The sequence below is a fragment of the Klebsiella sp. Sb-30 genome (assembly GCF_057652795.1).
Genome location: NZ_CM172749.1, coordinates 3,157,859 through 3,182,384 on the forward strand (window position 1 = coordinate 3,157,859; position 24,526 = coordinate 3,182,384).

Consider the following 24,526-nt stretch of genomic DNA (forward strand, 5'->3'; position numbering starts at 1 on the left):
TGCTAACCTGCGTTATCGCAAAGAATTCCCTACGGAGGCAGCGGAAAATGTGCGCTCAATTTTCTCTTGTCGGGCATTTCGATGAAACGTGTTTCTCAATTGACCGCACTCGCCCTGCTGATCGGGCTTGCTGCTTCCCCCTCCTTCGCCGCTGAAACCATGCCAACGCTGACGCTCTCCGCGCTCCAACAGCAGCACGGTATCGCGATTGATACACGCCTCAGCGCGTTCTACAACGGCTGGCCCCAACAGGCTAACGGCCCGCAGGGTCACGAACCGCTGGCGCTGAATCTCTCCGCCAGTTGGCTCAGCGCCATGAACGATGAACAGCTTAGCGCGTGGGCCCAACAGCATCAGCTGCGGGCCGATACCCCCGTTGCGCTGTACGGCAGCGATACAGACAACGCGAAAGTCGCCGCGCGCCTGCAGGCCGCCGGGTTTACCCATCTCAGTACCCTTAGCGATGCGCTGAGTCACCCCGAACGTCTGCAAAAGCTGCCGCACTTTGAGCAGCTGGTTTACCCGCAGTGGCTGCACGATCTCCAGCAGGGTAAAGCGGTGACCGCCGCTCCGGCCGGACAGTGGAAAGTGATTGAAGCCGCCTGGGGCGCGCCCAAATTCTATCTGCTGAATCATATTCCCGGCGCCGGATATATCGACACCAACGAGGTCGAAAGCGAACCGCTGTGGAATAAGGTCTCCGATGCCCAGCTGAAAGCACTGCTGGCGAAACAGGGCATTCGTCATGACACCACGGTGATTCTCTACGGTCGCGACGTCTACGCCGCCGCCCGCGTGGCGCAGATTCTGCTGTACGCCGGGGTGAAAGACGTGCGTCTGCTCGACGGCGGCTGGAAAAGCTGGTCCGATGCCGGTCTGCCGGTGGAACGCGGCATGCCGCCGGAACAAAAACCGGCGCCTGACTTCGGCGCGCCGATTCCCGGCCAGCCGCAGCTGATGCTGAATATGGAGCAGGCGCGCGCGCTGCTGCATCGTCAGGATGCGTCGCTGGTCAGTATCCGTTCCTGGCCGGAGTTTATCGGCACCACCAGCGGCTACAGCTATATCAAGCCAAAAGGCGAAATTGCCGGCGCCCGCTGGGGGCACGCCGGGAGCGACTCCACCCACATGGAAGACTTCCACAACCCGGACGGCACCATGCGCAGCGCGGAGGATATCACCGCCATGTGGCGACAGTGGAATATTCGTCCCGACCAGCAGGTCTCTTTCTACTGCGGCACCGGCTGGCGCGCCTCAGAGACCTTTATGTACGCCCGCGCCATGGGCTGGAAAAATATCTCGGTGTACGATGGCGGCTGGTACGAGTGGAGCAGCGACCCGAAAAACCCGGTGCAGACCGGCGTGCGCGGCCCGGATAACAGCCAGTAACCGCGTTATGCCTGGCGCTGAAGCTGCTTCAGCGTCAGGTAGCCACTGTAAATACGGGTGGCGGTGGTCAGCCAGCAGAGCGCGCCGAACAGCCACGCCAGCCAGGCGAAATATGCGGGAAACAGGCAGCACAGCACGAACAGCAGGATGGTTTCACTCCCCTCCGTCAATCCTCCCAGGTAGTAAAACGACTTATGCGCATAGCCCGGGTTGGCTATCTGATGTTTTGCCGCCAGCGCGGCAAAGGCGAGAAAACTGCTGCCGGTTCCGATAAAAGAAAAAAGCAGCCAGCCCCCGGCCACGGCGTTTTGCGCCGGATCGGCGATAATAAACCCAAACGGTACCAGGGCATAAAACAAAAAGTCGAGGGAGATATCGAGAAATCCCCCCGCGTCGGTCAACCCGCGGCGACGCGCCAGCGCGCCATCTACGCCATCGAGAAGCCGGTTCACGACAATCGCCGCCAACGCCGCCCCGTACCAACGAAGCCCCAGAAACGGCAGCGCCAGAACACCAATGGCGAAGCCCGTCAGGGTCACGCCGTCGGCAGAGACGCCGAGGCGCTCCAGCCGCGCGGCGCAAACATTGAGCAAGGGTTTCAGGCGAGGATGCAGATGACTATCGAGCACAGCATATCTCCGATGGGCTAAAGGTTGTCTGGCAAAGATAAAGGCGGTGATAATAGGCCATTATCCTGCCCGGAACGATGATTCAGATGCAAAAAACGCTTGATGTTGTAGCCGCCATTATTGAACAGGACGGCAAAATTCTGCTGGCGCAACGCCCGCCCCATGCCGATCAGCCCGGCCTATGGGAATTTGCCGGAGGCAAAGTGGAGCCCGGCGAGAGCCAGCCGCAGGCGCTTATCCGCGAGCTGCAGGAGGAGCTCGGCATCACGGCGGAGGTTGAGCGCTATATCGCCAGCCATCAACGGGAGGTCTCCGGCCGCCTGATTCACCTGCACGCCTGGTGGGTGGCGCGCTTTAGCGGCCTTCCTGCCGCCCACTATCACCGTCAGCTGCGCTGGTGCACGCCGCAAGAGGCGCTCACCTTCGACCTTGCTCCGGCAGATATTCCGCTACTGAACGCGTTTATTGCCCAACGCGCCGCCGATCTTCCCCGCTAATTCCCTGCCACTGGCGTCATCGTTTTTAGTTATGACTGACGCCAGATTATAAATTTTGCTGTCTGGATAATTTTTCCTTGCTTGCCTAACGATTCCCGGTGTTATAGTCGGAAAATCGGTCTTTTCAAGGGCCGAATAATAAAAAAAGAGATACAAAATCATTCAGATTGCATCGGGCGGCCGCAGAAGCGCTCCCGAAGCGGGCAGCGAAGCAATCTGCAACGTGACGCGTATACATGCAACCACAACCATAAGGGGAAATTATATCTATGGATCAGATGTGCACTCTGGAAAGTTTTCTCACCCGCGTTCAACAGCGCGACCCGCATCAAACCGAGTTTGCTCAGGCCGTCCGCGAAGTTATGACCACGCTGTGGCCTTTCCTTGAGGAAAACCCGCGCTATCGCCAGCTCTCTTTGCTGGAACGTCTGGTTGAACCAGAGCGTGCTATTCAGTTCCGCGTCGTCTGGGTCGACGACCGCAATCAGGTTCAGGTTAACCGCGCGTGGCGCGTGCAGTTCAACTCGGCAATTGGCCCGTACAAAGGCGGCATGCGTTTCCACCCGTCGGTTAACCTGTCGATTCTCAAGTTCCTCGGCTTTGAACAGACCTTTAAAAACGCCCTCACTACGTTGCCAATGGGCGGCGGAAAAGGCGGCAGCGACTTCGATCCGAAAGGTAAGAGCGACGGTGAAGTGATGCGCTTCTGTCAGGCGCTGATGACCGAACTGTATCGCCATTTGGGCCCGGACACCGACGTTCCGGCAGGCGATATTGGCGTGGGCGGTCGTGAAGTCGGCTTTATGGCCGGGATGATGCGTAAACTCTCCAACAACAGCGCCTGCGTGTTCACCGGCAAAGGGCTCTCCTTCGGCGGCAGTCTGATTCGTCCGGAAGCGACCGGCTACGGTCTGGTGTACTTCACCGACGCGATGCTCAAGCGTCACGGCCTGGGCTTCGAAGGGATGCGAGTCGCGGTTTCCGGTTCCGGTAACGTGGCGCAGTATGCTATCGAAAAAGCGATGGCCCTCGGCGCCCGCGTGATCACCGCCTCCGACTCCAGCGGCACCGTTGTCGATGAAGCTGGCTTTACCCCGGAAAAACTGGCCCGTCTGTGCGAAATCAAAGCCAGCCGCGACGGCCGGGTTGCCGACTACGCCCGCGAGTTTGGTCTGACCTACCTTGAAGGTAAACAGCCGTGGTCCGTTCCCGTGGATATCGCGCTGCCTTGCGCCACGCAAAACGAACTGGACGCCGATGCGGCGCGTCTGTTGATCGCTAACGGCGTGAAGGCCGTTGCCGAAGGCGCTAACATGCCGACCACCATCGCCGCCACCGATCTGTTCCTCGATGCCGGTGTGCTGTTCGCCCCTGGCAAGGCCGCGAACGCCGGCGGCGTCGCCACTTCTGGCCTCGAAATGGCGCAGAACGCAGCCCGTATGAGCTGGAAGGCGGAGAAAGTCGACGCCCGCCTGCATCACATCATGCTGGATATTCACCACGCCTGTGTTGAATACGGCGGCGAGGCGCAGCAGACCAACTACGTCCGCGGCGCCAATATCGCCGGTTTCGTCAAAGTGGCCGATGCCATGCTGGCGCAGGGCGTCATTTAAGACGTCGTGGTTCCCTGCCGTCGTCCCCTGACGTCCGGGGATGAGCGGCAACCCCGGAAGCCCGTCATGCGGGTCACTGAAAGGTGACCCGCTTTTTTTGGTTTATCGCCGACCAGGGCGAGCCGGTAAACGGTGGCTGGCGTGAAAGGGGCTTCGCATTCTGGCGCATGTTTCTGTGGGATATTCCGTTCACCATAAGTCCCGCGTATTTCTGTTTCCTGCGCTGCAGGTGAACGACCCAGGGCCGGTTTCGCCCGGCCCTGGGAACCCGGCATTGCGTCAGGAACACGGGCGAAAACGCAGGGGCGCATCGAGGACTGGCCGCAGGACAAAAACGCCCGGAGCGTTTTTGAACGACGTCAGCGTTTGGCTCCGGCGGGTGAGTCCCATGGCTGGGACGAATAAGGCGGCCAGAGGGCAGGTCGAGACAGGGAGGTTGAGTCCCGCCCGGTCCGCCAGATGAAGCCGGAGTGGAGCATACCGCGCAACGGCCGTTTTCAGCGCAATGCCGGGGGGCATCGGAGGCGGGTGAACGCCCCCATGCCGTTAACCCGCAGCGGGTATGAGAAAAGTGTCGAATTTATCGTGAACGGAACATGCCACAAAAGTGAACGGAATACTCCCCAGAACACATACTCCAGAGTATGCTCCCCCCTTTCGCGCAAACCAGCGTAAAACGACATCCCTGGCTTAATAGCGAACGACGGGACAGAAACTCCTGCAGATATATTGAAAACCTGACAGCGCCGCATAAGAATCGGTCATCTCCGTGAGATGACCGATTCTTACACCTCTGCCGGATCGGTCTGCCGACCCTTAAACGATCGGCATTACGGAAGACCGGTTTTTTTTATGGATTTTCCGCGGCGGAGTCCGCAGCGGGCTTCTTGTCTTTCGTTTTAGCTTTGGTTTTACCTTTGCTGAAACTCTTTTTAGCGCCACCCGGCGCGACAATGCCGCGGAACTGACGCACCGGCGTACTCCTGGCCTGCTCAATCAGCTGATAAAGCGTGCCGACCAGCGGCTGCATAAAGTCCTGATAACGGCACTGCTTCTCGCTAATTTGCGTCAGTACCGACTCCCAGTGAGCGGTCATATCCGGCCGGGCAGCCATCTCCGGCAGGGAGTGAATCAGCGCACGTCCGGCATCGGTGGAGTGAATATAGCGCCCCTTTTTAACTAAAAAGCCCCGCTTAAACAGCAGTTCGATAATCCCGGCGCGGGTCGCTTCCGTACCCAGGCCGTCGGTCGCACGCAGAATTTTTTTCAGTTCTTTATCCTGCACAAAACGAGCAATCCCGGTCATCGCCGACAGCAGCGTTGCATCGGTAAAATAGCGCGGCGGCTGAGTTTGCCGCTCCACCACTTCGCCCTTTTCACACAACAGCTCGTCGTCTTTGGCCACCACCGGCAGCGGGGTACCGTCGTTCTCTTCATCCCGCTCTTTGTTACCCAGCAGCGCGCGCCAGCCGGCTTCGGCGAGGAAACGCGCTTTGGCGACAAATTTGCCATTGGCAATATCAAGATCGATCTGACACTTGCGGAAGACCGCATCCGGGCAGAACTGCATCAGATACTGGCGGGCAATCAGGCCATACACCTTCTCTTCGTTATCGGACAGTTTCACCTGGCTGCTGCGGGCGGTCGGGATGATCGCATGGTGCGCATCCACTTTTTTATCGTCCCAGCAGCGGTTGCGGATTTCCGGATCAACCGCCGGCTGCGGCAGCAGATCCGCCGCATGAACCGCGATGGCATTAAGAACCGCATGCCGACCGGCAAAATGCTCCTCCGGCAGATAGCGGCTGTCCGAACGCGGATAGGTAATCAGTTTGTGGGTTTCATACAGTTTCTGGCAGATATCCAGCACGTTTTGCGCGCTAAAGCCAAAGCGCTTCGCCGCCTCAATCTGCAGCGTCGAAAGCGAAAACGGCAGCGGCGCCGGCTCAGAATCCCGCTTATCGTTGTAGGCGGTCACCCGCGCCTGCTGGCCCTCAATGCGCGCCACCACGTGTTCGGCCAGCGGACGATGCAGCAGACGCCCCTCTTCATCCTGATACGGTTCGCAGGCATCGCTCGGTACCCAGGTGGCAACGAAACGCTCATCCTTCGGCGTCACGATATGCGCCTTGACGTCAAAGAAATCTTTGGCGACGAAATTCTCAATCTCTTCATCACGCCGCACGACCAGCCCCAGCACCGGCGTCTGCACCCGCCCGACCGACAGCACCCCCTGGTAGCCGGCATTGCGGCCGAGCAGCGTATAGGCGCGGGTCATGTTAATCCCGTACAGCCAGTCGGCGCGGGCGCGGGCCAGGGCCGAAACGCACAGCGGAATAAACTCGCTGTTGGCGCGCAGACGAGCAATCGCCCGCTCCACCGCCTGCGGGTTGAGATCGTTAATCAGGCAGCGCTGAACCTGCTGGCGCTTTTCTGGCGCCAGCTGCAGATAGTCGAGAACTTCGTCTACCAGCAGCTGCCCCTCTCTGTCCGGGTCACCGGCGTGAATCACCTCCTGCGCATCGCCCAGCAGACGCTTGATGACGTTGAGCTGTTTGGTGACCGACGGTTTGGGCTGCAGCTGCCACTTCTCCGGCACAATAGGCAGGTCGAGCAGATTCCAGCGCGCATAGCGCCCGTCATAGACGTCCGGCTGAGCCTGCTCGAGCAGATGGCCGATACACCAGGTGACCACCTGCCCGTTACCGCACTCAATGTAGCCATCACCTTTGCGATGCGGTTTGGGGAGCACGTCGGCGATTGCGCGACCGAGACTGGGTTTTTCCGCAATAAACAACCGCATGTAATCAACGGATCTCGATCATGGGACGTCCGCCGCGTGCGGTCACCAGCTCGCCGATGGCGGCAAGCTTAATGCCGAACTCTTCGGCTGCGGCGCGCACTTCGGCTTCCGCTTCCGGCGTCACCGCCAGCAGCAGACCGCCGGAGGTTTGCGGGTCACACAGCAGATCGCGCCACGCCGCCGGCATGTCGCCCATCAGATGGCCGTAGCTGGCAAAGTTGCGCCCGGTGCCACCGGGAACGGCGCCCGCGGCAATGTACTCTTCAACGCCCGGCAGTTTCGGGATATCCGCGTAATTGAGTAGCGCCTGAACACCCGCCCCGCGACACACTTCGCTCAGATGGCCCAGCAGGCCGAAGCCGGTGACGTCGGTCATCGCTTTTACGCCGCCGATGGTGGCAAAGGCCGCGCCGGCGAGGTTCATCTGGCACATGGTTTCCGTCGCCAGCCCCTGGTGCTCCGGTTTGAGCAGCGATTTTTTCTCTGCGGTGGTCAGCACGCCAATGCCTAACGGCTTGGTGAGATAGAGTTTGCAGCCCGCCTCGGCGGTGCTGTTTTTCTTGATCCGCTCGGTCGGCACCACGCCGGTGACCGCCAGACCGAAAATCGGCTCCGGCGCGTCAATCGAGTGGCCACCGGCCAGGGAGATGCCCGCCTGCTGGCAGGCAAAACGCCCGCCTTCCACAACTTCGCGGGCAATTTCCGGCGCCAGGGTATTAATCGGCCAGCCAAGAATGGCAATCGCCATAATCGGTTTTCCGCCCATCGCGAAAATGTCGCTGATGGCGTTGGTGGCGGCGATACGGCCAAAGTCGAACGGGCTGTCGACTATCGGCATAAAAAAGTCGGTGGTGCTGATGATGGACGTCCCGTTGCCAAGGTCGTAAACCGCCGCATCATCACTGGTCTCATTCCCCACCAGCAGGTTCGGGTCGATAAACTTCGCCCGATCGCTCTTCAGAATGGTTTCCAGTACTTTAGGGGAAATTTTACAACCACAACCGGCTCCGTGGCTGTATTGCGTTAAACGAATAGTTTGCTCGCTCATGGACATCTCCTGTCATTGCAATCCCGCTATGGTAGCGCTCAAACGCCAAGGTGGTAAGTATGACAGTCCGAAATCGCGAATGGTTGCTCATTAAGCAGACAAATAGACGATTTTGCGATGGACAAGCCGCATTACCTCGCCATCTTCACTTTTGCTGAAAGTCCGGCATGGCTAAAAATAGACAAAATGCGGAGCGGCGGGTCGATAAAATCAGCGCCGGCCACCGTCAGATTCTTCGCCCGGGATCCTGCCCCGCTCTCACACTCAACGGGCCCGCCTGCCAGCAAGCGGCAGCGCGCCGCTATGGCGCTTTTCGACGTAGCTCAAGCGTAAAATCATAGTAATCATTCAGGCACCAGGTCCGAGTGTATTCCACGGGCCTGTCATCGGAGGTGAAGCCGATCCGGGTCACCAGCAGAAGCGGCTCATCTTGTTTGATGTTCAGATAGTAAGCCAGCTGACTGTCCGTTGATACGGCCCGGAAATGCTGAGTTGCCCGCAGCACCGGTGAGCCTTTTGTCTCCAGGTGCAGATATAACGATTCATCCATTTCGCTGATTTTATCCAGCAGATGCGCAGGCAAAACCGCCGTCTGCAGGGAAACGGCGATACCGTTAATTTTCCTCAGCCGGGTCAGCTCGACAATTTCACTTTGACCGTCTGTCAGTTGCAGAGCGCGGCGCTCCTCCTGGGTCGCTAACCGCCGCAGATATCCCACCAGCTCGCTTTGCGCTGTGCCTCCGCTCGCTGCCGCCATTTCACTAAAACTTTCCAGCGACGGCAGGGACTGGCGCACCTGCGGAGCCACGAAGGTACCGGACCCCTGATTCCGAATCAGAACCCCTTCCTCCAGCAACTGCTGTAATGCTTTTCGGGCTGTGCCTCGCGCAATTTTCAGCATCTCTACCAGCGCCCGTTCTGACGGCAGAACATCGCCTGGACGCAGCCGGCCTTCAGCAACGGCCGACTTAATGGCGTTAACCAGCTGCATATACAGCGGCAACGCGCTGGATTCATCGAGATAAAACCCGGGATGCGAAGTTGTGTTCATCGTCTCTCTGCGCAAGTGGTGACTGGTCCAGCTCCTGTGAACCAATTCTTAACCAATAATCGATCGTTGTCATCCCCAAATCAGACGCAGAGAAAAGCCTCTCAGATCACAAAATGGCCATTTTGTCGTAGTCAGGATCTCTTTTTATTCAGTATGGTTCACTAATGGTACACAAGTGGTTTAGTTTTAATTAAACCAAAGATGGCCGATGACGACTGAGGTAAATTTATGCAGGGAATTCTTTTCGCCAGCATCCAGCGACGGGTCGAGGCGCGGATAGTGCCTGCCCAGGCCGCAGGTAAAATCAGAGAACGAATTCAGCAACGAGGCATATCCCGATGAAAACTAAACGCTTGCTGGACTGCTGTGCCTCCGATTTTGTATCGATGAATAAAGAGCAGCTGCTGTATGCCATTCGCGCCAGCGAAGGTCGGGTAATGGTCAGCGAATCTATCGCCATCACTCAGCCATTGCTGAACAATGTCACCAATGCCGAGCTTGCCGCATCGCAGGGTGCGGATATCTTGCTGATTAATATGTTTGACAGTGAAAACCCGCATATTGAGGGGTTGCCTGCCGATATCGCGCCGGACAAAACGTTGCATGAACTGCAGCGCCTGACCGGGCGTATTATTGGTGTCAATCTGGAGGCGGTAGATCCGGAATTTGCGGTTGCCCATGACGATATCTGGAAAATGAGACCGGGGCGCTCGGCAACGGCTGACAATGCCCGTAAGCTGGTCGCGATGGGAGCGAAAATTCTGGTGTTAACGGGCAACCCGGCTAACGGGGTCAGCAACCGGGCGCTGGGGATAGCAGCCGAAGAGATTCGCCAGGCGGTGGGCGACAGCGCGGTGATTATCACCGGGAAAATGCACGGTGCGGGAGTGGTGCGCGAAAGCGGCAGCAGCATTATCAGCGAGCAGGATGTTATCTGGTTCGCCGCCCAGGGGGCGGATATTGTGTTGCTCCCGGCCCCAGGCACGATACCGGGAATGAGTCAGCAACGTGTGGCATCGCTTATCGATACTGCGCATGCGCATGGCGTGCTGGCGATGACGGCGATTGGGACCTCCCAGGAAGGCGCTGATGTCGGCACCCTTCGTCAGATAGCGTTGATGAGTAAAATGGCGGGCGCCGACCTGCACCATATTGGCGATACGGGTTATATGGGGATGGCATTACCGGAGAATATTCTGGCCTACAGTATTGCTATTCGCGGGGTCAGGCATACCTACACCCGCATCGCGCGTTCGGTTTATCGGTAAACAGGTATCATCGGTACCTGAGTCGTCTCTCATCCGGCACAGAAAAACGCGCCGAATGAGAGAGTGTAGAGCCTGTCCCGGCAGGCGTTATAGCACAGGCAGTTTGCACAGGGACCGCGGTGAAACCACGGCGTACAGGTCGTTCGTGAGTCTTCGCTGCGCTCCCCCTTCGGGCGGCCCTGAAAGGCGTTCAAAGATACATCGTTGTGAGCACGCCCCGGGTCAAAATGACCAGCAAAATCGTCCTGTTGAGACAGGCTCTTGATTTCAGCAAAACAATGGTTCGTTAACTTTGCGTCAGTTTCGCGCCATTGTTCCTCTCCACCACAATAAGGATATCCTGATGAAAAAGCGTGTACTCGCCCTTTGCTTTGCCAGTCTCTTTTCGGTTAGCGCCTTTGCGCTGGTTCCCGCCGGGAATGATGCCACCACTAAGCCCGATCTCTACTATCTGAAAAATGCCCAGGCCATTGACAGCCTGGCGCTGCTCCCGCCGCCGCCGGAAGTGGGCAGCATTGCGTTTTTAAACGATCAGGCGATGTATGAGAAAGGCCGTCTGCTGCGCGCCACCGCCCGCGGCAAGCTGGCAGCAGAGGATGCCAACCTGAGCGCGGGTGGCGTGGCCAACGCCTTCTCCGCGGCATTCGGCTCCCCGATCACCGAAAAAGACGCCCCGGCGCTCCACAAGCTGCTCACCAATATGATTGAAGACGCGGGCGATCTGGCGACCCGGGGCGCGAAAGAGAAGTATATGCGTATTCGTCCGTTTGCCTTCTACGGCGTGTCCACCTGCAATACCACCGAACAGGATAAGCTGTCGAAAAACGGCTCCTACCCTTCCGGACACACCTCTATCGGCTGGGCTACCGCCCTGGTGCTGGCTGAAATCAACCCGCAGCGCCAGAATGAGATTCTCAAACGCGGCTATGAGCTCGGTGAAAGTCGGGTGATCTGCGGTTACCACTGGCAGAGCGATGTTGACGCCGCGCGGATTGTCGGCTCAGCGGTGGTTGCCACCCTGCATACCAATCCGGCCTTCCAGCAGCAGCTGCAAAAAGCCAAAGACGAGTTTGCGAAACAGCAGAAATAGTCGACGCGACAGCCCGGCGGTTCACGCCTGCCGGGCTATGCTTACGCGATGTTGCTCAGAAACGGACCACAAACGGCGCGGTGTCCGGCAGAGAAACGGTGGTTGAGGCTTTTAGCTGCGGCGTTCCCAGATAGAGAAAACCGACGATTTTATCCTGCTCGCGGCAGGCAAAACCTTCACGGACGATCGGGCTTTCGGTCAATGCACCGCTGCGCCAGATACCGTTAAAGCCTTGCGCCAGCGCCGCCATCTGCATGGCCATCACCGCGCAGCCGGCCGACATTTCCTGCTCCCATTTCGGCACCTTCGGGTGATCTTCGCAGCGAGCGACGACGGTGATAATCAGCGGGGCGCGGAACGGTGCACTGCGGGCCTTTTCAATGCCTTTGTCATCCTGCCCGGCCTCAATCGCCCCTTTCTCCAGCAGTTGACTGAAGCGTTCACGGCCTTCATCAGAAATAATAAAGAAACGCCAGGGTTGCAGCGTCCCGTGATCCGGGGCGCGCAGTCCGGCACGGAGAATGTTTTCCAGTTGTTCACCGGTCGGTGCCGGCTCGGCAAGACGAGAAGCGCTGCGGCGGTTTATCAATAGTTCGAGAGCATCCATCTATGTGACTCCTGTGATGTCATTTTTCATAAAATTAACATGCGCAGGAATTTTGTTACAGCACGACCGGTGATTCCTGCTGACAACCGCCAGCCGTCTCTTTAGGATAACCAGACGCGGCAACTCATGCGGTTAGCCCATTTTTAACAATGTTAGGGAGAATACATGCGAACTCTTTGGCGGCTGCTCGCCGGATTTTTTAAATGGACATGGCGGGTACTCAACTTTATTCGCCAGCTCGCACTGAACCTGGTTTTCCTGTTGCTGGTTCTGGTTTGTGTCGGTATCTGGGCACAGTTCAGCAGCACCACCACGGAACATACCGCTCGCGGCGCGCTGCTGATGGATATAACCGGCGTGGTGGTCGATAAACCGTCCGCCAGCAGCAAACTCGGCGTGATCGGTCGTCAGCTCTTTGGAGCCAGTTCCGATCGTCTCCAGGAAAACTCGCTGTTTGATATCGTACAGACTATTCGCCAGGCGAAAGATGACCGCAATATCACCGGTATCGTGCTGGATCTGAAAAATTTTGCCGGCGGCGATCAGCCTTCGATGCAGTATATCGGTAAGGCGCTGCGCGAATTTCGCGATAGCGGCAAACCGGTGTATGCCGTGGGGAGCAGCTACAGCCAGGGGCAGTATTATCTGGCCAGCTTCGCCAATAAAATCTGGCTTTCGCCGCAGGGTGATGTCGATCTGCACGGTTTTGCCACCAACGGCCTGTATTACAAATCGCTGCTCGACAAGCTGAAAGTCTCCACCCACGTTTTCCGCGTCGGAACCTATAAATCGGCGGTCGAGCCGTTTATCCGCGACGATATGTCGCCTGCCGCTCGGGAAGCCGACAGCCGTTGGATTGGCGAGCTGTGGCAAAACTACCTCAATACCATCGCCGCTAACCGCCAAATCACGGCTCAGCAGCTGTTCCCTGGCGCTCAGGGGCTGATTGATGGTCTGCGTAAAGTGGATGGCGATACGGCGCAGTACGCGCTGAACAACAAGCTGGTTGATGAGCTGGGCACCGCCACCGACGTGGAGAAGGCGCTGACTAAACAGTTCGGCTGGAGCAAAGCGGATAATAACTATCGCGCCATCAGCTATTACGATTACAGCGTGAAAACGCCGTCCGACCAGGGCGCCACCATTGCGGTGATCTTCGCTAACGGCGCGATCATGGACGGCGAAGAGACGCCGGGTAACGTCGGGGGAGACACCACCGCCGCGCAGATTCGCGATGCCCGCCTCGATCCGAAGGTGAAAGCGATTGTTCTGCGCGTCAACAGCCCGGGCGGCAGCGTCAGCGCCTCGGAAGTGATTCGTGAAGAGCTGGCGGCAGCAAAAGCCGCGGGTAAACCGGTGGTGGTTTCCATGGGCGGCATGGCCGCTTCCGGCGGCTACTGGATCTCCACGCCGGCCAATTATATCGTCGCCAACCCAAGCACCCTCACCGGTTCGATTGGCATCTTCGGCGTCATTAACACCGTCGAAAATACGCTGGATTCGATCGGCGTCCATACCGATGGCGTGGCGACGTCGGCGCTAGCGGACGTATCAACCACCAAATCGCTGCCGCCTGAAGTTCAGCAGCTGATGCAGCTGAGCATCGAAAACGGCTACAAACGTTTTATCACGCTGGTGGCCAACGCGCGTAACAGTACGCCGGAGAAAATCGACCAGATTGCCCAGGGCCATGTCTGGACCGGTGAAGATGCGAAAGCCAACGGGCTGGTCGATAGCCTGGGCGACTTTGATGACGCGGTGGCAAAAGCCGCGGAGCTGGCGAAGCTGAAACAGTGGCACATCAACTACTATCAGGAAGAGCCGACGTTCTTCTCGATGGTGATCGATAACCTGACCGGTTCGGTCCGCGCGTCGCTGCCAGCGGCACTGCAGGCCTGGCTGCCGGCGCCGGTTGCCGCCGCGGCCAATGCCGTCAAGGCTGAGAGCGATAAGCTCGCCGCGTTCAACGATCCGCAGAACCGCTACGCATTCTGCTTAACCTGCGCCAATATCCGCTAATTCCTTCATGCAGCCCAGTTCCCCCGACAACTCAATGTTGTCGGGGGAACACTACGCGGCCAACGCACCTGCAACGTGAAGTATGACGGGTATCCCCTGAATAATTCGAGTGCCAGGCAGGCGGCAAGCGGGTGTATCCCCGGAATGCATAGTCCGCGATGTGACCGGGGTAAACACGCGCGGCCAACGCACCTGCAACGTCAAGTATGACGGGTATCCCCTGAATAATTCGAGTGCCAGGCAGGCGGCAAGCGGGTGCATCCCCGGAATGCATAGTCCGCTATGTGACCGGGGTAAACACGCGTGGCCAACGCACCTGCAACGTGAAGTATGACGGGGATCCCCTGAATAATTCGAGTTCCAGGCAGGCGGCAAGCGGGTGCATCCCCGGGAGCATAGTCCGCTATGTGACCGGGGTAAACACGCGCGGCCAACGCACCTGCAACGTGAAGTATGACGGGGATTGCGCTGTATTTTTTTAGCGGTCACCTTATACTGCGCCTGTCTACGTACAACCTAAGCGATGATATGCAAAAGAAATCGATTTACGTTGCCTACACCGGTGGGACCATCGGTATGCAGCGCTCAGAACACGGTTATATCCCCGTTTCCGGCCACCTGCAGCGTCAGCTGGCGCTGATGCCTGAGTTCCACCGTCCTGAGATGCCGGACTTTACGATTCATGAATATGAACCGCTGATGGACTCTTCCGATATGACGCCGGAGGACTGGCAGCACATCGCCGACGACATCCGCGCGCATTACGACGAGTACGACGGCTTTGTTATCCTCCACGGTACTGACACCATGGCCTTTACCGCCTCAGCGCTGTCGTTCATGCTGGAGCATCTGGGCAAACCGGTCATTGTGACAGGGTCACAAATCCCGTTGGCCGAACTGCGTTCCGACGGGCAGATCAATTTGCTGAATGCCCTGTACGTTGCCGCTAATTACCCGATTAATGAAGTGGCGCTGTTCTTCAATAATCGTCTCTATCGCGGCAACCGCACGACCAAAGCCCATGCCGATGGTTTCGATGCCTTCGCCTCCCCCAATCTGGCGCCTTTACTGGAAGCCGGGATCCACATTCGTCGCCTCGGTACACCGCCAGCCCCACAGGGTATCGGCGAGCTGGTTGTGCATCCCATCACGCCACAACCCATTGGCGTCGTTACGATCTATCCGGGCATTTCTGCCGATGTGGTACGTAATTTCCTGCGTCAGCCGGTGAAAGCGTTGATTCTGCGCTCCTATGGCGTCGGCAACGCCCCGCAAAATGGCGAGTTCATTCAGGTTCTGGCGGAAGCCAGCCAGCGCGGGATCGTGGTCATCAACCTGACCCAGTGCATGTCCGGCAAGGTCAATATGGGCGGGTATGCCACCGGTAACGCCCTCGCCCAGGCGGGCGTCATCAGCGGTTTTGATATGACCGTTGAGGCCACGTTGACCAAGCTACACTACCTGCTGAGTCAGAACCTGAGCGTCGATGAGATCCGCAACCTGATGCAGGAAAACCTGCGTGGCGAACTGACCCCCGATGAGTAAGGAGAACCGATGACGAATCGCGCACTACTGCTGGTCGATTTACAAAATGATTTTTGCGCGGGCGGCGCGCTTGCCGTACCGGAAGGTGATAGCACAATCGATATCGCCAACCGATTGATCGACCATTGTCTTGCCCGCGGCGAAACCGTCGTCGCCAGCCAGGACTGGCACCCGGCAAACCATGGCAGCTTCGCCAGCCAGCACCAGGTCGAACCTTATACCCAGGGACAGCTCGATGGCCTGGTGCAAACGTTCTGGCCCGATCACTGCGTGCAGAACGGCGAAGGTGCGGCGCTGCATCCGCTGCTGCAGCAGCAGGCGATTGCCGCGGTGTTTCATAAAGGGGAAAATCCGGCCATCGATAGCTACAGCGCCTTTTTTGACAATGGACATCGGCAAAAAACCCGGCTTGACGAGTGGCTACGCCAACGCGAGATCACCGATCTGATCATTCTTGGGCTGGCAACCGATTACTGCGTCAAATTCACCGTGCTGGATGCGCTGAATCTCGGCTATACCGTCAACGTGATTACCGACGGCTGCCGCGGAGTCAACCTCCAGCCGCAGGATAGCGCGCACGCCTTTATGGAGATGGCCGCCGCGGGTGCTACGCTGTACACCCTCGACGACTGGCTGGAAACTCAGGCCTAAGCCTTGTCCCCGAACTTGTGCCCGAAGCCGCCGCCTCGGGCCATTTTCCCGCGTTTCTCTTTGACTATAAATTGAGCTGACTCGCAGATTCAACGCCCTATCGCTGGTAGTGTTAACGCGTTGTTTTTTCGCCACGCCATTTACGTGGCGTGTTTGTTTTTCAATGTCACTTTTTAAGTCAAAGAGGATCTGATATGAAGCTTTTGCCTTTACTGGCAGCATTACCCCTGCTCTGCGCTTCCGTGGTCTCCGCCAGCGCCCTGATGTCCGTCGGCTACTTTAACGGCGGCGGTGACGTCACTGCCGGTCCCGGCGGCGATATCGATAAGCTGGACGTTCGGCAGATAACCCATCTCAACTACTCGTTTGGTCTGGTCTATAACGACGAAAAAGACGAAACCAATGACGCTTTAAAAGATGCCAGCAAGCTGCATCAGATTTGGCTGTCGCCGAAAGTACAGGCTGACCTGCAGAAAATCCCGACATTGCGCCAGCAGAACCCGAACCTGAAAGTCCTGCTTTCCGTCGGCGGCTGGGGAGCTCGCGGATTCTCCGGCGCAGCGGCGACGAAGGAAACCCGGGCGGTGTTTATTCAGTCCGCGCAGGAGATTGTTGAAAAGTATGGTCTGGATGGCATCGATCTCGACTGGGAGTATCCGGTCAATGGCGCCTGGGGACTGGTCGCCAGCCAACCGGCCGATCGCGATAACTTCACGGCCTTACTGAAAGAGCTGCGCGCGGCTTTTGGGAGCAGGAAACTGGTGACCATCGCCGTGGGCGCTAACGCCGAGAGCCCGAAAAGCTGGGTGGATATTAAAGCGATTGCGCCGTCGCTCGACTATATCAACCTGATGACCTACGACATGGCCTACGGAACCCAGTACTTCAACGCCAACCTGTATGATTCAACCCGCTGGCCGACGGTCGCGGCTGCGGATAAGTACAGCGCCGATTTTGTGGTCAATAACTATCTCGCCGCCGGTTTAAAACCGAGCCAGATGAACCTGGGGATTGGCTTCTATGGCCGGGTGCCAAAACGCGCCCTTGAGCCGGGTATCGACTGGACGAAGCCGGATGCGCAAAAAAATCCCGTCACTCAGCCGTGGTTCGGACCACAGCAAATCGCCCTGTTTTCATCGCTGGGTTTTGATCTGACGAAAGACACGTACGTGAAATATAACGACATCGTCGACAAAATGCTTAACGACCCGCAAAAACGCTTTACCGAACATTGGGATGATGAGGCGAAGGAACCGTGGCTGTCGATCCAGTCGGCGGACGGCAAAGCGCTGTTCGCGTTGTCATACGAGAATCCGCGTTCGGTGGCGATAAAGGCTGATTACATTAAGCAAAAAGGTCTGGCGGGGGCTATGTTCTGGGAGTATGGCGCCGATGACCACAATCAGCTGGCGAAGCAGCTCGCGACATCGCTTGGGATTAAACATTAATCGGCGATCGGCCGTCGGGTGAGATAAGCGGCGCCCCACCCGAAGGCTACAACTTTGCCCGGTAGCGGCGTTGCCTTACCGGGCCTGTTAAATCCAGCCGCAGGTCCTTGCAAGGATTACCGGGTCTGCTTAATCCAACTACAGGCCCTGCAAGGATTACCGGGCCTGCTTAATCCAACTACAGGCCCTGCAAGGGTTAACCCCTGCGGGCATCAGTCCGTCCCGTCACTGCATCTTCAGCGTGGCAATCGGCTTGGGCGCGATACCAAAATCTTCTTTCAGCTGCTGCTTGCTCTTCATCACCATCTGGCCGTTGGTGTCGATGGTCATGTGCTGCGCGTCGCTGTTATGCCGCGCCTGGTAGAGCATCACCAGCTGCAGGCTGTTCTCTTTCTGCTCGGGCGTTAAGGCCACACCATCCGGCCATTTTCCCAGCTCCACCGCCGTCGCCAGGCGCTGATACACTTCCGGCGTCATACTGTCTATTATTTGCTCGATTTCCATGGTCCGCTCAACTCCGCACTGGAATAATTTGCTGAATCGTTTCTTTAACCTTTAATCTGCTCGCCATTATCGTCGTCATTGAAGCTTAATGAGGCCGAATTGACGCAAAAACGCTCCCCCGTCGGCTGCGGTCCATCGGGAAATACATGTCCCAGATGCGCATCGCAGTTTCCGCAGCGAATTTCAGTGCGCTGCATACCGTGAGAGTAATCGTTCAGATAGCGAATCGCCTCCTCGCTCACCGGCTCGTAAAAGCTCGGCCAGCCGCAGCCTGAATCATACTTCGTTTGCGAGTGAAACAGCGGCGCGTCGCACACCAGGCAGTGGTAGACGCCGTCCCGTTTGTTGTGGAGCAGTCGTCCGGTGAACGGCGGCTCAGTACCGTGATTCTGCGTCACGTAAAACTGCATCTCGCTCAAATTTTTTTTGAGCTCGTCCGAGGAGGGTTTATTCGCCATGTGCTTGCTTCTCACTGTGAAAGGACAACTTTACGCCTCGATTCTAACAAAACATTAACAATGAAGCGTGGACTTTTGTTCTAAACTTATTCGATGCCAAAAGGCAGCCCAGATAATTGTGACTAACATCACATTTTTATCTTTAACGCCCTTTAAAATTCCGGGCGCGGCCCCAATATGGAATTGGGCTCAAAGGGAGAGTGAGGCAAAACATTCGAGCAAAGGTATGCTCAGGATTGATTTGTCGCAATGATTGACACGATTCCGCTTGACGCTGCGTAAGGTTTTTGTAATTTTACAGGCAACCTTTTATTCACTAACAAATAGCTGGTGGAATATATGACTATCAAAGTAGGTATCAACGGTTTTGGCCGTATCGGTCGCATTGTTTTCCGTGCTGCTCAGGAACGTTCTGACATCGAGATCGTTGCAATCAACGACCTGTTAGACGCTGACTACATGGCATACATGCTGAAGTATGACTCCACTCACGGCCGTTTTAACGGTACCGTTGAAGTGAAAGACGGTCATCTGATCGTTAACGGTAAAAAAATCCGTGTTACCGCTGAACGTGATCCGGCTAACCTGAAGTGGAACGAAGCAGGCGTTGACGTTGTTGCTGAAGCAACTGGTCTGTTCCTGACTGACGAAACCGCTCGTAAACACATCACTGCTGGCGCGAAAAAAGTCGTTCTGACTGGCCCGTCCAAAGACAACACTCCGATGTTTGTTAAAGGCGCTAACTTTGACAAATACGAAGGCCAGGACATCGTTTCTAACGCATCCTGCACCACCAACTGCCTGGCTCCGCTGGCTAAAGTTATCAACGACAACTTCGGCATCATCGAAGGCCTGATGACCACCGTTCACGCGACCACCGCGACTCAGAAAACCGTTGACGGCCCGTCTCACAAAGACTGGCGCGGCGGCCGCGGCGCAGCACAGAACATCATCCCGTCCTCTACCGGTGCTGCTAAAGCAGTAGGTAAAGTACTGCCAGAACTGAACGGCAAACTGACCGGTATGGCGTTCCGCGTTCCGACTCCGAACGTATCCGTTGTTGACCTGACCGTTCGTCTGGAAAAAGCAGCGTCTTACGAAGAAATCAAGAAAGCAATCAAAGCGGCTTCTGAAGGCGCAATGAAAGGCGTTCTGGGTTACACCGAAGACGACGTTGTTTCTACCGATTTCAACGGCGAAGTTTGCACTTCCGTGTTCGATGCTAAAGCAGGTATCGCACTGAACGACAACTTCGTGAAACTGGTTTCCTGGTACGACAACGAAACGGGTTACTCCAACAAAGTTCTGGACCTGATCGCTCACATCTCCAAATAAGTTGAGATGAGACATTGATCCAAAAAGGCGACCTCGGTCGCCTTTTTTTATGGCTTCATGTTTACGGCTAACCTTTAGGATTGCACCATGATTAACAAAATTTTTGCTCTCCCGGTAGTTGAACAACTTACCCCTGTCCTCTCCCGCCGCCAGCTTGATGAGCTGGAGCTGATCGTTGTTGACCATCCGCAGGTTAAAGCCTCCGTGGCTTTCCAGGGCGCGCACCTGCTCTCCTGGAAACCGGCTGGCGAAGAAGAAGTGCTGTGGCTCAGCAACAATACGCCGTTCAAAAACGGCGTCGCCCTGCGCGGCGGCGTGCCGGTTTGCTGGCCGTGGTTCGGTCCGGCGGCGCAGCAGGGTTTACCGTCCCATGGCTTCGCCCGTAACCTGCCGTGGGCGCTGAAAGGCCACGATGAAGATGAAAGCGGGGTGATGCTGACCTTTGAACTCAAAAGTAGCGATGCAACCCGCAAATACTGGCCGCACGAATTTACGCTCTATGCGCGTTTCAAACTGGGTAAAACCTGCGAGATCGAGCTGGAAGCGCACGGTGAATTTGAAACCACCTCCGCACTGCATACCTACTTCAACGTCGGCGACATTGCGGCAGTGAAGGTCAGCGGTCTGGGTGACCGTTATATTGATAAAGTGAAAAATGCCGAAGAAGGCGTGTTAAGCAACGGTACCGAGACCTTCCCTGACCGTACCGACCGCGTCTATCTGAATGCCGAAGCCTGTAGCGTGATTCACGACGCTGCGCTGAACCGCAACATCGATGTTGTCCACCATCACCACAGCAATGTCGTGGGCTGGAACCCAGGCCCGGCGCTCTCCGTCAGCATGGGCGATATGCCGGATGACGGGTACAAAACCTTTGTTTGCGTCGAAACCTGCTGTGTCACCGAAACGCAGAAAACCAGCGAAGAGAAACCGTCTCGCCTGGCGCAAACTATCCGCGTCGTGAAACGAGGCTAGTCCCTTCCACTCCCGATAGCCGGGAGATGAGGGATTAAAAACAGGGCGATAACGCCCTGTTTTGTTTACTGACACTCGTGACGTTTTTCCGTTACCAGAATCCCACCAGTTTCATCCACGCGCCTCCCAACACTAACCAGATAGCAATCGAGGCCAGCGATACCACAAAACTGACTCCCCACCACTGCCCGGTCGTGTTATATCCCGAGCCAAACAGCGCTGGCCCCGGGCCCCCGGAGTATTGCGTAAGCCCCATCGACAAGTTTGAGGTATACCCCAGCACCAGCGCGGCAAACAGCGGCGGTACGCCGACGGAAACGGCCACGGCAAGAAATGCCAGATACATCGCGGAAATATGCGCCATCGCCGACGCGAAAAAATAGCGGGTGTAGAAATAAACCACGACAAGCAGTAAAAAAACCGTTATCCATTCGAAGTGGCCGACATAGCCGACAATTCGCTCCGATATCCAGCTAATCATGCCGTACTTATTGAGCGCATTGGCCATCATCACCAGTACGGCAAACCAGAACATGGTGTCCCAGGCCGTTTTTTCTTCGATAATATTCTTCCACGACATGATGTTGCTGATCAGCAGCACCATCAGTCCAATAAACGCCGAAAGCGTCGCGGGAATCGAAAAGAAAATATCACCGACGGTCCATAGCAATATCAGCAGGACAAAATCAAACGCCAGAATTTTTTCTGCCAGCGACATCGGTCCCATTTTGCGCAGCTCTTCCCGGGCAATCGAGGGTATCTCCGGCGTTTTCTTCAACTGCGGCGGATAGATCGCGTAAATCACCAGCGGCAGCAGGATCAGTGAGGCAATCCCCGGAGCGATGGCCCCGACAAACCAGGTCGTCCAGGTGATCTCTATTCCCTGGCTTCGCGCCAGTTCGGCGACCAGCGGGTTACCCGCCATCGCCGTTAAAAACATCGTGCAGACGATGGCATCGATCTGTGAAACGCAAATCATTAAAAAGGCGCCGGCTTTTCTCGCCGTCGCCCCAGGTTCTGACTGGTAAGCCGTGGCAATGGACTGCGTAATCGGGTACATAATTCCGCCGCCCCTCGCGGATGCCGAAGGGATCCCCGGTCCGAGGACGACATCTGACAGCGCCAGTCCATAGGCAACGCCCAACATGCTGGAACCGCATTTAGAAATAAACCACAGCGCCACCCGCTTGCCCAACCCGGTCTTGATCACCGCCCGGGAGATGAACATAGCGATACCAATCAACCAGATAGTCCCGTTAGCAAACCCGGATAACGCCGCAACTTTGTCGCTTTTACCCGGCGAGAGAGGCGTCACGCCCAAAAACGCAGAGACGATCAGCGCAATCATCGTCACCGCCCCCATCGGGAGCACCTTTAGAATGATGGCAAAGATAGTGGCGGCAAAAATGGCAAACATTTGCCATGCGTGGAGGGCGAGTCCATCAGGCGGCGGAGTAAACCAGATAATAACGCCGAAGAGTATCGTGAGAATCGCTTTCCACAGCGGGAAAGCCAGCTTCACATCCAGAGGCTTGTTAAGTTCAGTCATGTAAATCTCCTTTTTCTTTTATCTTTAAGGAGATAATCACCACTGGACCTTGATGTTCATCAACTAAGCGCCAAAGTGTTTTGGCGAATAACTGTTCTTTACACCATATCGAGCGGGACTTTTTTGCCCGGCGCGGGAAAAGCACTATCCAGCCGCGCCAGCTCCTGCACGGTGAGCGTTATCGACAGCGCAGCGGCATTTTGCGTAACATGCTCTACGCTTGCCGCTTTCGGGATAGCCATAACGCCCGGATGACTGATGACCCAGGCCAGCAGAATTTGGGCCGCGCTCACCCCTCGGTCTTCAGCAATATTTTTCACAACGCTGTGATTTAAAAGTCCATCGCGCAGACGTCCGGCCTGAGCCAACGGACTGTAGGCCATCACCGGCAGCGACCGTTGCTGACACCACGCCAGCAGGTCATGTTCAATGCCCCGCGACGCCAGGTGGTACAGTACCTGATTGGTCGCGCACCGTAGGCCCCCGGCAACCTGCCACAGCGCCTGCATCGCGGCAGTATCGAGATTCGATACGCCCCAACGGCGAATTTTTCCCTGCGCCACCAGCCTCTCCATGCCCTCAACGGTTTGCGCAAAGGAAAACTCGCCGGCCCAGTGCAGCAGGTACATATCGAGGTAATCGGTCCCCAGACGGCGCAGGCTGGCCTCGCAGGCATCCATCATCTGCTGTCCACCCGCATGCCACGGATAGACTTTAGAGACCAGTACGACGCGATCCCGCAGGCCGCGAATCGCCTCTCCCACCACCTCTTCCGCCCCGCCATCTGCATACATTTCGGCGGTGTCGATGACCGTCAGCCCGCGTTCCACGCCCGCTCGTAGTGCAGCCACCTCCTGCGTACGTCGGGCACTGTCTTCACCCATATACCAGGTTCCCTGCCCGATAGCAGGAACCGCCGCACGATCGCCAAAAGATACTGTTTTTTCCATCATCGCCTCCTCCGGTTATGCCGTTGCACCACCGTAATGCAAAACAGGGCGTTATGCCCTGTTTTGATGCACGAATCTCTTCGTTATGGTGCACGATCGTCTGTTCGACGATCGCTATCGTGTGCGATCAGAAGGTGTAGGTAATCCCCGTGGAGATCAGACCGCTCCAGGATTTGTCGACCATCGGACTGTCGGTGATTTCATTAGACAGGTGGGTGTAACGCGCCACGCCATACACGCTCCAGTCGCCGAGGAAACGATAGTTAGCCGACAGCTCAAGGTACGGGTTCCAGCTGCTATCCGGGTCGTAGCTACGCATGCCGCTACGATTAGACTCATGCTGAGAAACGCCGTAGTAGTATTCGTTCTGGTTATCGCTGTTCCACTCGAGGCCAATCCCCGGCGTCAAGGTCAGGTTGCCGTTGGTATAGCGATAAAGCCAGGCCGTATCCCAGGTGATACCGTTGCTGTTACCCAGCGTGTCGCCCGCAAGCGTCGTACGCAAGAAGCCGTACTGCGTGTTGTGGACATAAGAGAGCCCGGCCATCATGGTGGTTTTACGGCGATCCAGCTTGCGCATTTGCTCACTATCGCTGTCGCCCGGCTTGAAGTACATCGGCGACCAGTAGGCGGTCACGGACAGCTTATCGGTGTTGTCATTCCACAAATAGTAGCCGCCACCGAGGCCGTGAAACCAAAAGCTGTCGCTCTCATAGCTAATTGCCGGGACGGGGAAAACATCGGCATCGTATTGTTTATAAGGGTTCTCGACGATACCCACGCCGGCCCCTAACGTAAATTTCCCTTCCGCGTGGGCAGCCGAAACAGAGGCCGCAAGGCACACGCTGAGTGCCAGAGGTTTGATCTTATTCACAATCCATATTCCCGTTTGTCAATTAATACGCCGGGGCAGTTTACCGTCGTAGGCCTCATGCCTCAAATTCTTTACCCGTCATTACATAAACCATTCAATTTCTCATCAACAGATGACCATAAACTTGCAGCCGGATGACAGCCCCATGACGCGGCCTGGCAAGACGTGCGAAAAAGCGCCTTTTTTCCGGATGAGTTATTGATATGTCATTGAAATTGATTTT

21 protein-coding genes are annotated in these 24,526 nt (G+C 56.7%); 11 read left to right on the forward strand and 10 right to left on the reverse strand.

All coding sequences use genetic code 11. The features are described from left to right. Positions 1–81: 81 nt before the first annotated feature. Positions 82–1,389: a sulfurtransferase gene (locus AC236I_RS14795; RefSeq protein ID WP_065906349.1), complete on the forward strand. Its 1,308-nt coding sequence runs from the start codon at positions 82–84 to the stop codon at positions 1,387–1,389. Between the two features lie 5 nt (positions 1,390–1,394). Here AC236I_RS14795 and AC236I_RS14800 read toward each other — a convergent pair whose 3' ends face one another. Then, positions 1,395–2,018 carry a CDP-alcohol phosphatidyltransferase family protein gene (locus tag AC236I_RS14800; RefSeq protein WP_015584597.1) on the reverse strand — a complete coding sequence of 208 codons (624 nt, stop codon included), beginning with the start codon at positions 2,016–2,018 and terminating at the stop codon, positions 1,395–1,397. A gap of 86 nt (positions 2,019–2,104) precedes the next feature. Here AC236I_RS14800 and AC236I_RS14805 point away from each other — a divergent pair, with 86 nt between their 5' ends. Next, on the forward strand, positions 2,105–2,515 hold the full coding sequence (locus AC236I_RS14805) for a pyrimidine (deoxy)nucleoside triphosphate diphosphatase (RefSeq protein WP_004860854.1): 411 nt from the start codon (positions 2,105–2,107) through the stop codon (positions 2,513–2,515). Between the two features lie 269 nt (positions 2,516–2,784). Further along, positions 2,785–4,128, forward strand: coding sequence for an NADP-specific glutamate dehydrogenase (gene gdhA, locus AC236I_RS14810; protein ID WP_004860851.1), 1,344 nt, complete (start codon positions 2,785–2,787; stop codon positions 4,126–4,128). Positions 4,129–4,978: 850 nt separating this feature from the next. Here gdhA and AC236I_RS14815 read toward each other — a convergent pair. The 3 genes from AC236I_RS14815 to AC236I_RS14825 all read right to left on the reverse strand — a co-directional run bounded on the left by AC236I_RS14815 (position 4,979) and on the right by AC236I_RS14825 (position 9,030). Next, positions 4,979–6,931 carry a DNA topoisomerase III gene (locus AC236I_RS14815; protein WP_487608533.1) on the reverse strand — a complete coding sequence of 651 codons (1,953 nt, stop codon included), beginning with the start codon at positions 6,929–6,931 and terminating at the stop codon, positions 4,979–4,981. 4 nt (positions 6,932–6,935) lie between these two features. After that, on the reverse strand, positions 6,936–7,979 hold the full coding sequence (gene selD / locus AC236I_RS14820; protein WP_004860839.1) for a selenide, water dikinase SelD: 1,044 nt from the start codon (positions 7,977–7,979) through the stop codon (positions 6,936–6,938). Positions 7,980–8,280: 301 nt separating this feature from the next. Continuing rightward, positions 8,281–9,030 (reverse strand): GntR family transcriptional regulator, encoded by a 750-nt coding sequence (locus AC236I_RS14825; RefSeq protein ID WP_004860836.1) that lies wholly within the window; start codon positions 9,028–9,030, stop codon positions 8,281–8,283. Between the two features lie 338 nt (positions 9,031–9,368). Here AC236I_RS14825 and AC236I_RS14830 point away from each other — a divergent pair, with 338 nt between their 5' ends. Next, a complete protein-coding gene (locus tag AC236I_RS14830; RefSeq protein ID WP_004860832.1) occupies positions 9,369–10,298 on the forward strand; it encodes a DUF7916 family protein in 930 nt (309 codons plus the stop codon). A gap of 343 nt (positions 10,299–10,641) precedes the next feature. After that, positions 10,642–11,388, forward strand: coding sequence for an acid phosphatase PhoC (gene phoC / locus AC236I_RS14835; RefSeq protein ID WP_004860829.1), 747 nt, complete (start codon positions 10,642–10,644; stop codon positions 11,386–11,388). Positions 11,389–11,443: 55 nt separating this feature from the next. Here the strand turns inward: phoC and AC236I_RS14840 are convergent, their stop codons facing one another. Continuing rightward, positions 11,444–11,995, reverse strand: coding sequence for an NAD(P)H nitroreductase (locus AC236I_RS14840; RefSeq protein ID WP_004860825.1), 552 nt, complete (start codon positions 11,993–11,995; stop codon positions 11,444–11,446). A 165-nt stretch (positions 11,996–12,160) separates the two neighbouring features. Between AC236I_RS14840 and sppA the strand changes: the two genes are divergently transcribed. The 4 genes from sppA (at position 12,161) to chiD (ending at position 17,658) form a co-directional block, all read left to right on the forward strand. Next, positions 12,161–14,014, forward strand: a complete 1,854-nt coding sequence (sppA, locus tag AC236I_RS14845; RefSeq protein WP_088884041.1) for a signal peptide peptidase SppA — start codon at positions 12,161–12,163, stop codon at positions 14,012–14,014. Positions 14,015–14,542: 528 nt separating this feature from the next. Continuing rightward, the gene (gene ansA, locus AC236I_RS14850; protein WP_015584600.1) at positions 14,543–15,559 is read left to right on the forward strand and encodes an asparaginase; all 1,017 of its coding nucleotides are present in this window, start codon (positions 14,543–14,545) and stop codon (positions 15,557–15,559) included. Positions 15,560–15,568: 9 nt separating this feature from the next. After that, a complete protein-coding gene (pncA, locus tag AC236I_RS14855) occupies positions 15,569–16,210 on the forward strand; it encodes a bifunctional nicotinamidase/pyrazinamidase (RefSeq protein WP_004860817.1) in 642 nt (213 codons plus the stop codon). Between the two features lie 194 nt (positions 16,211–16,404). Continuing rightward, positions 16,405–17,658, forward strand: a complete 1,254-nt coding sequence (gene chiD, locus AC236I_RS14860; RefSeq protein ID WP_487608534.1) for a chitinase ChiD — start codon at positions 16,405–16,407, stop codon at positions 17,656–17,658. Between the two features lie 225 nt (positions 17,659–17,883). Here the strand turns inward: chiD and AC236I_RS14865 are convergent, their stop codons facing one another. Together AC236I_RS14865 and msrB are read right to left on the reverse strand one after the other, a co-directional pair. Further along, a complete protein-coding gene (locus AC236I_RS14865) occupies positions 17,884–18,162 on the reverse strand; it encodes a YeaC family protein (RefSeq protein ID WP_004860812.1) in 279 nt (92 codons plus the stop codon). 44 nt (positions 18,163–18,206) lie between these two features. Next, positions 18,207–18,620 carry a peptide-methionine (R)-S-oxide reductase MsrB gene (gene msrB, locus AC236I_RS14870; protein WP_004860809.1) on the reverse strand — a complete coding sequence of 138 codons (414 nt, stop codon included), beginning with the start codon at positions 18,618–18,620 and terminating at the stop codon, positions 18,207–18,209. Between the two features lie 339 nt (positions 18,621–18,959). Here msrB and gapA point away from each other — a divergent pair, with 339 nt between their 5' ends. Both gapA and AC236I_RS14880 read left to right on the forward strand, forming a co-directional pair. Further along, positions 18,960–19,955, forward strand: a complete 996-nt coding sequence (gene gapA, locus AC236I_RS14875; RefSeq protein WP_004860805.1) for a glyceraldehyde-3-phosphate dehydrogenase — start codon at positions 18,960–18,962, stop codon at positions 19,953–19,955. Positions 19,956–20,042: 87 nt separating this feature from the next. After that, on the forward strand, positions 20,043–20,930 hold the full coding sequence (locus AC236I_RS14880) for a D-hexose-6-phosphate mutarotase (protein ID WP_004860802.1): 888 nt from the start codon (positions 20,043–20,045) through the stop codon (positions 20,928–20,930). 91 nt (positions 20,931–21,021) lie between these two features. Here the strand turns inward: AC236I_RS14880 and AC236I_RS14885 are convergent, their stop codons facing one another. The 3 genes from AC236I_RS14885 to AC236I_RS14895 all read right to left on the reverse strand — a co-directional run bounded on the left by AC236I_RS14885 (position 21,022) and on the right by AC236I_RS14895 (position 24,303). Then, positions 21,022–22,479: a DASS family sodium-coupled anion symporter gene (locus AC236I_RS14885; protein ID WP_032717255.1), complete on the reverse strand. Its 1,458-nt coding sequence runs from the start codon at positions 22,477–22,479 to the stop codon at positions 21,022–21,024. Positions 22,480–22,577: 98 nt separating this feature from the next. Next, the gene (locus AC236I_RS14890) at positions 22,578–23,432 is read right to left on the reverse strand and encodes an aldo/keto reductase (protein WP_487608535.1); all 855 of its coding nucleotides are present in this window, start codon (positions 23,430–23,432) and stop codon (positions 22,578–22,580) included. Between the two features lie 124 nt (positions 23,433–23,556). Further along, positions 23,557–24,303, reverse strand: a complete 747-nt coding sequence (locus AC236I_RS14895) for a MipA/OmpV family protein (protein ID WP_004860797.1) — start codon at positions 24,301–24,303, stop codon at positions 23,557–23,559. Positions 24,304–24,526: the final 223 nt, after the last annotated feature.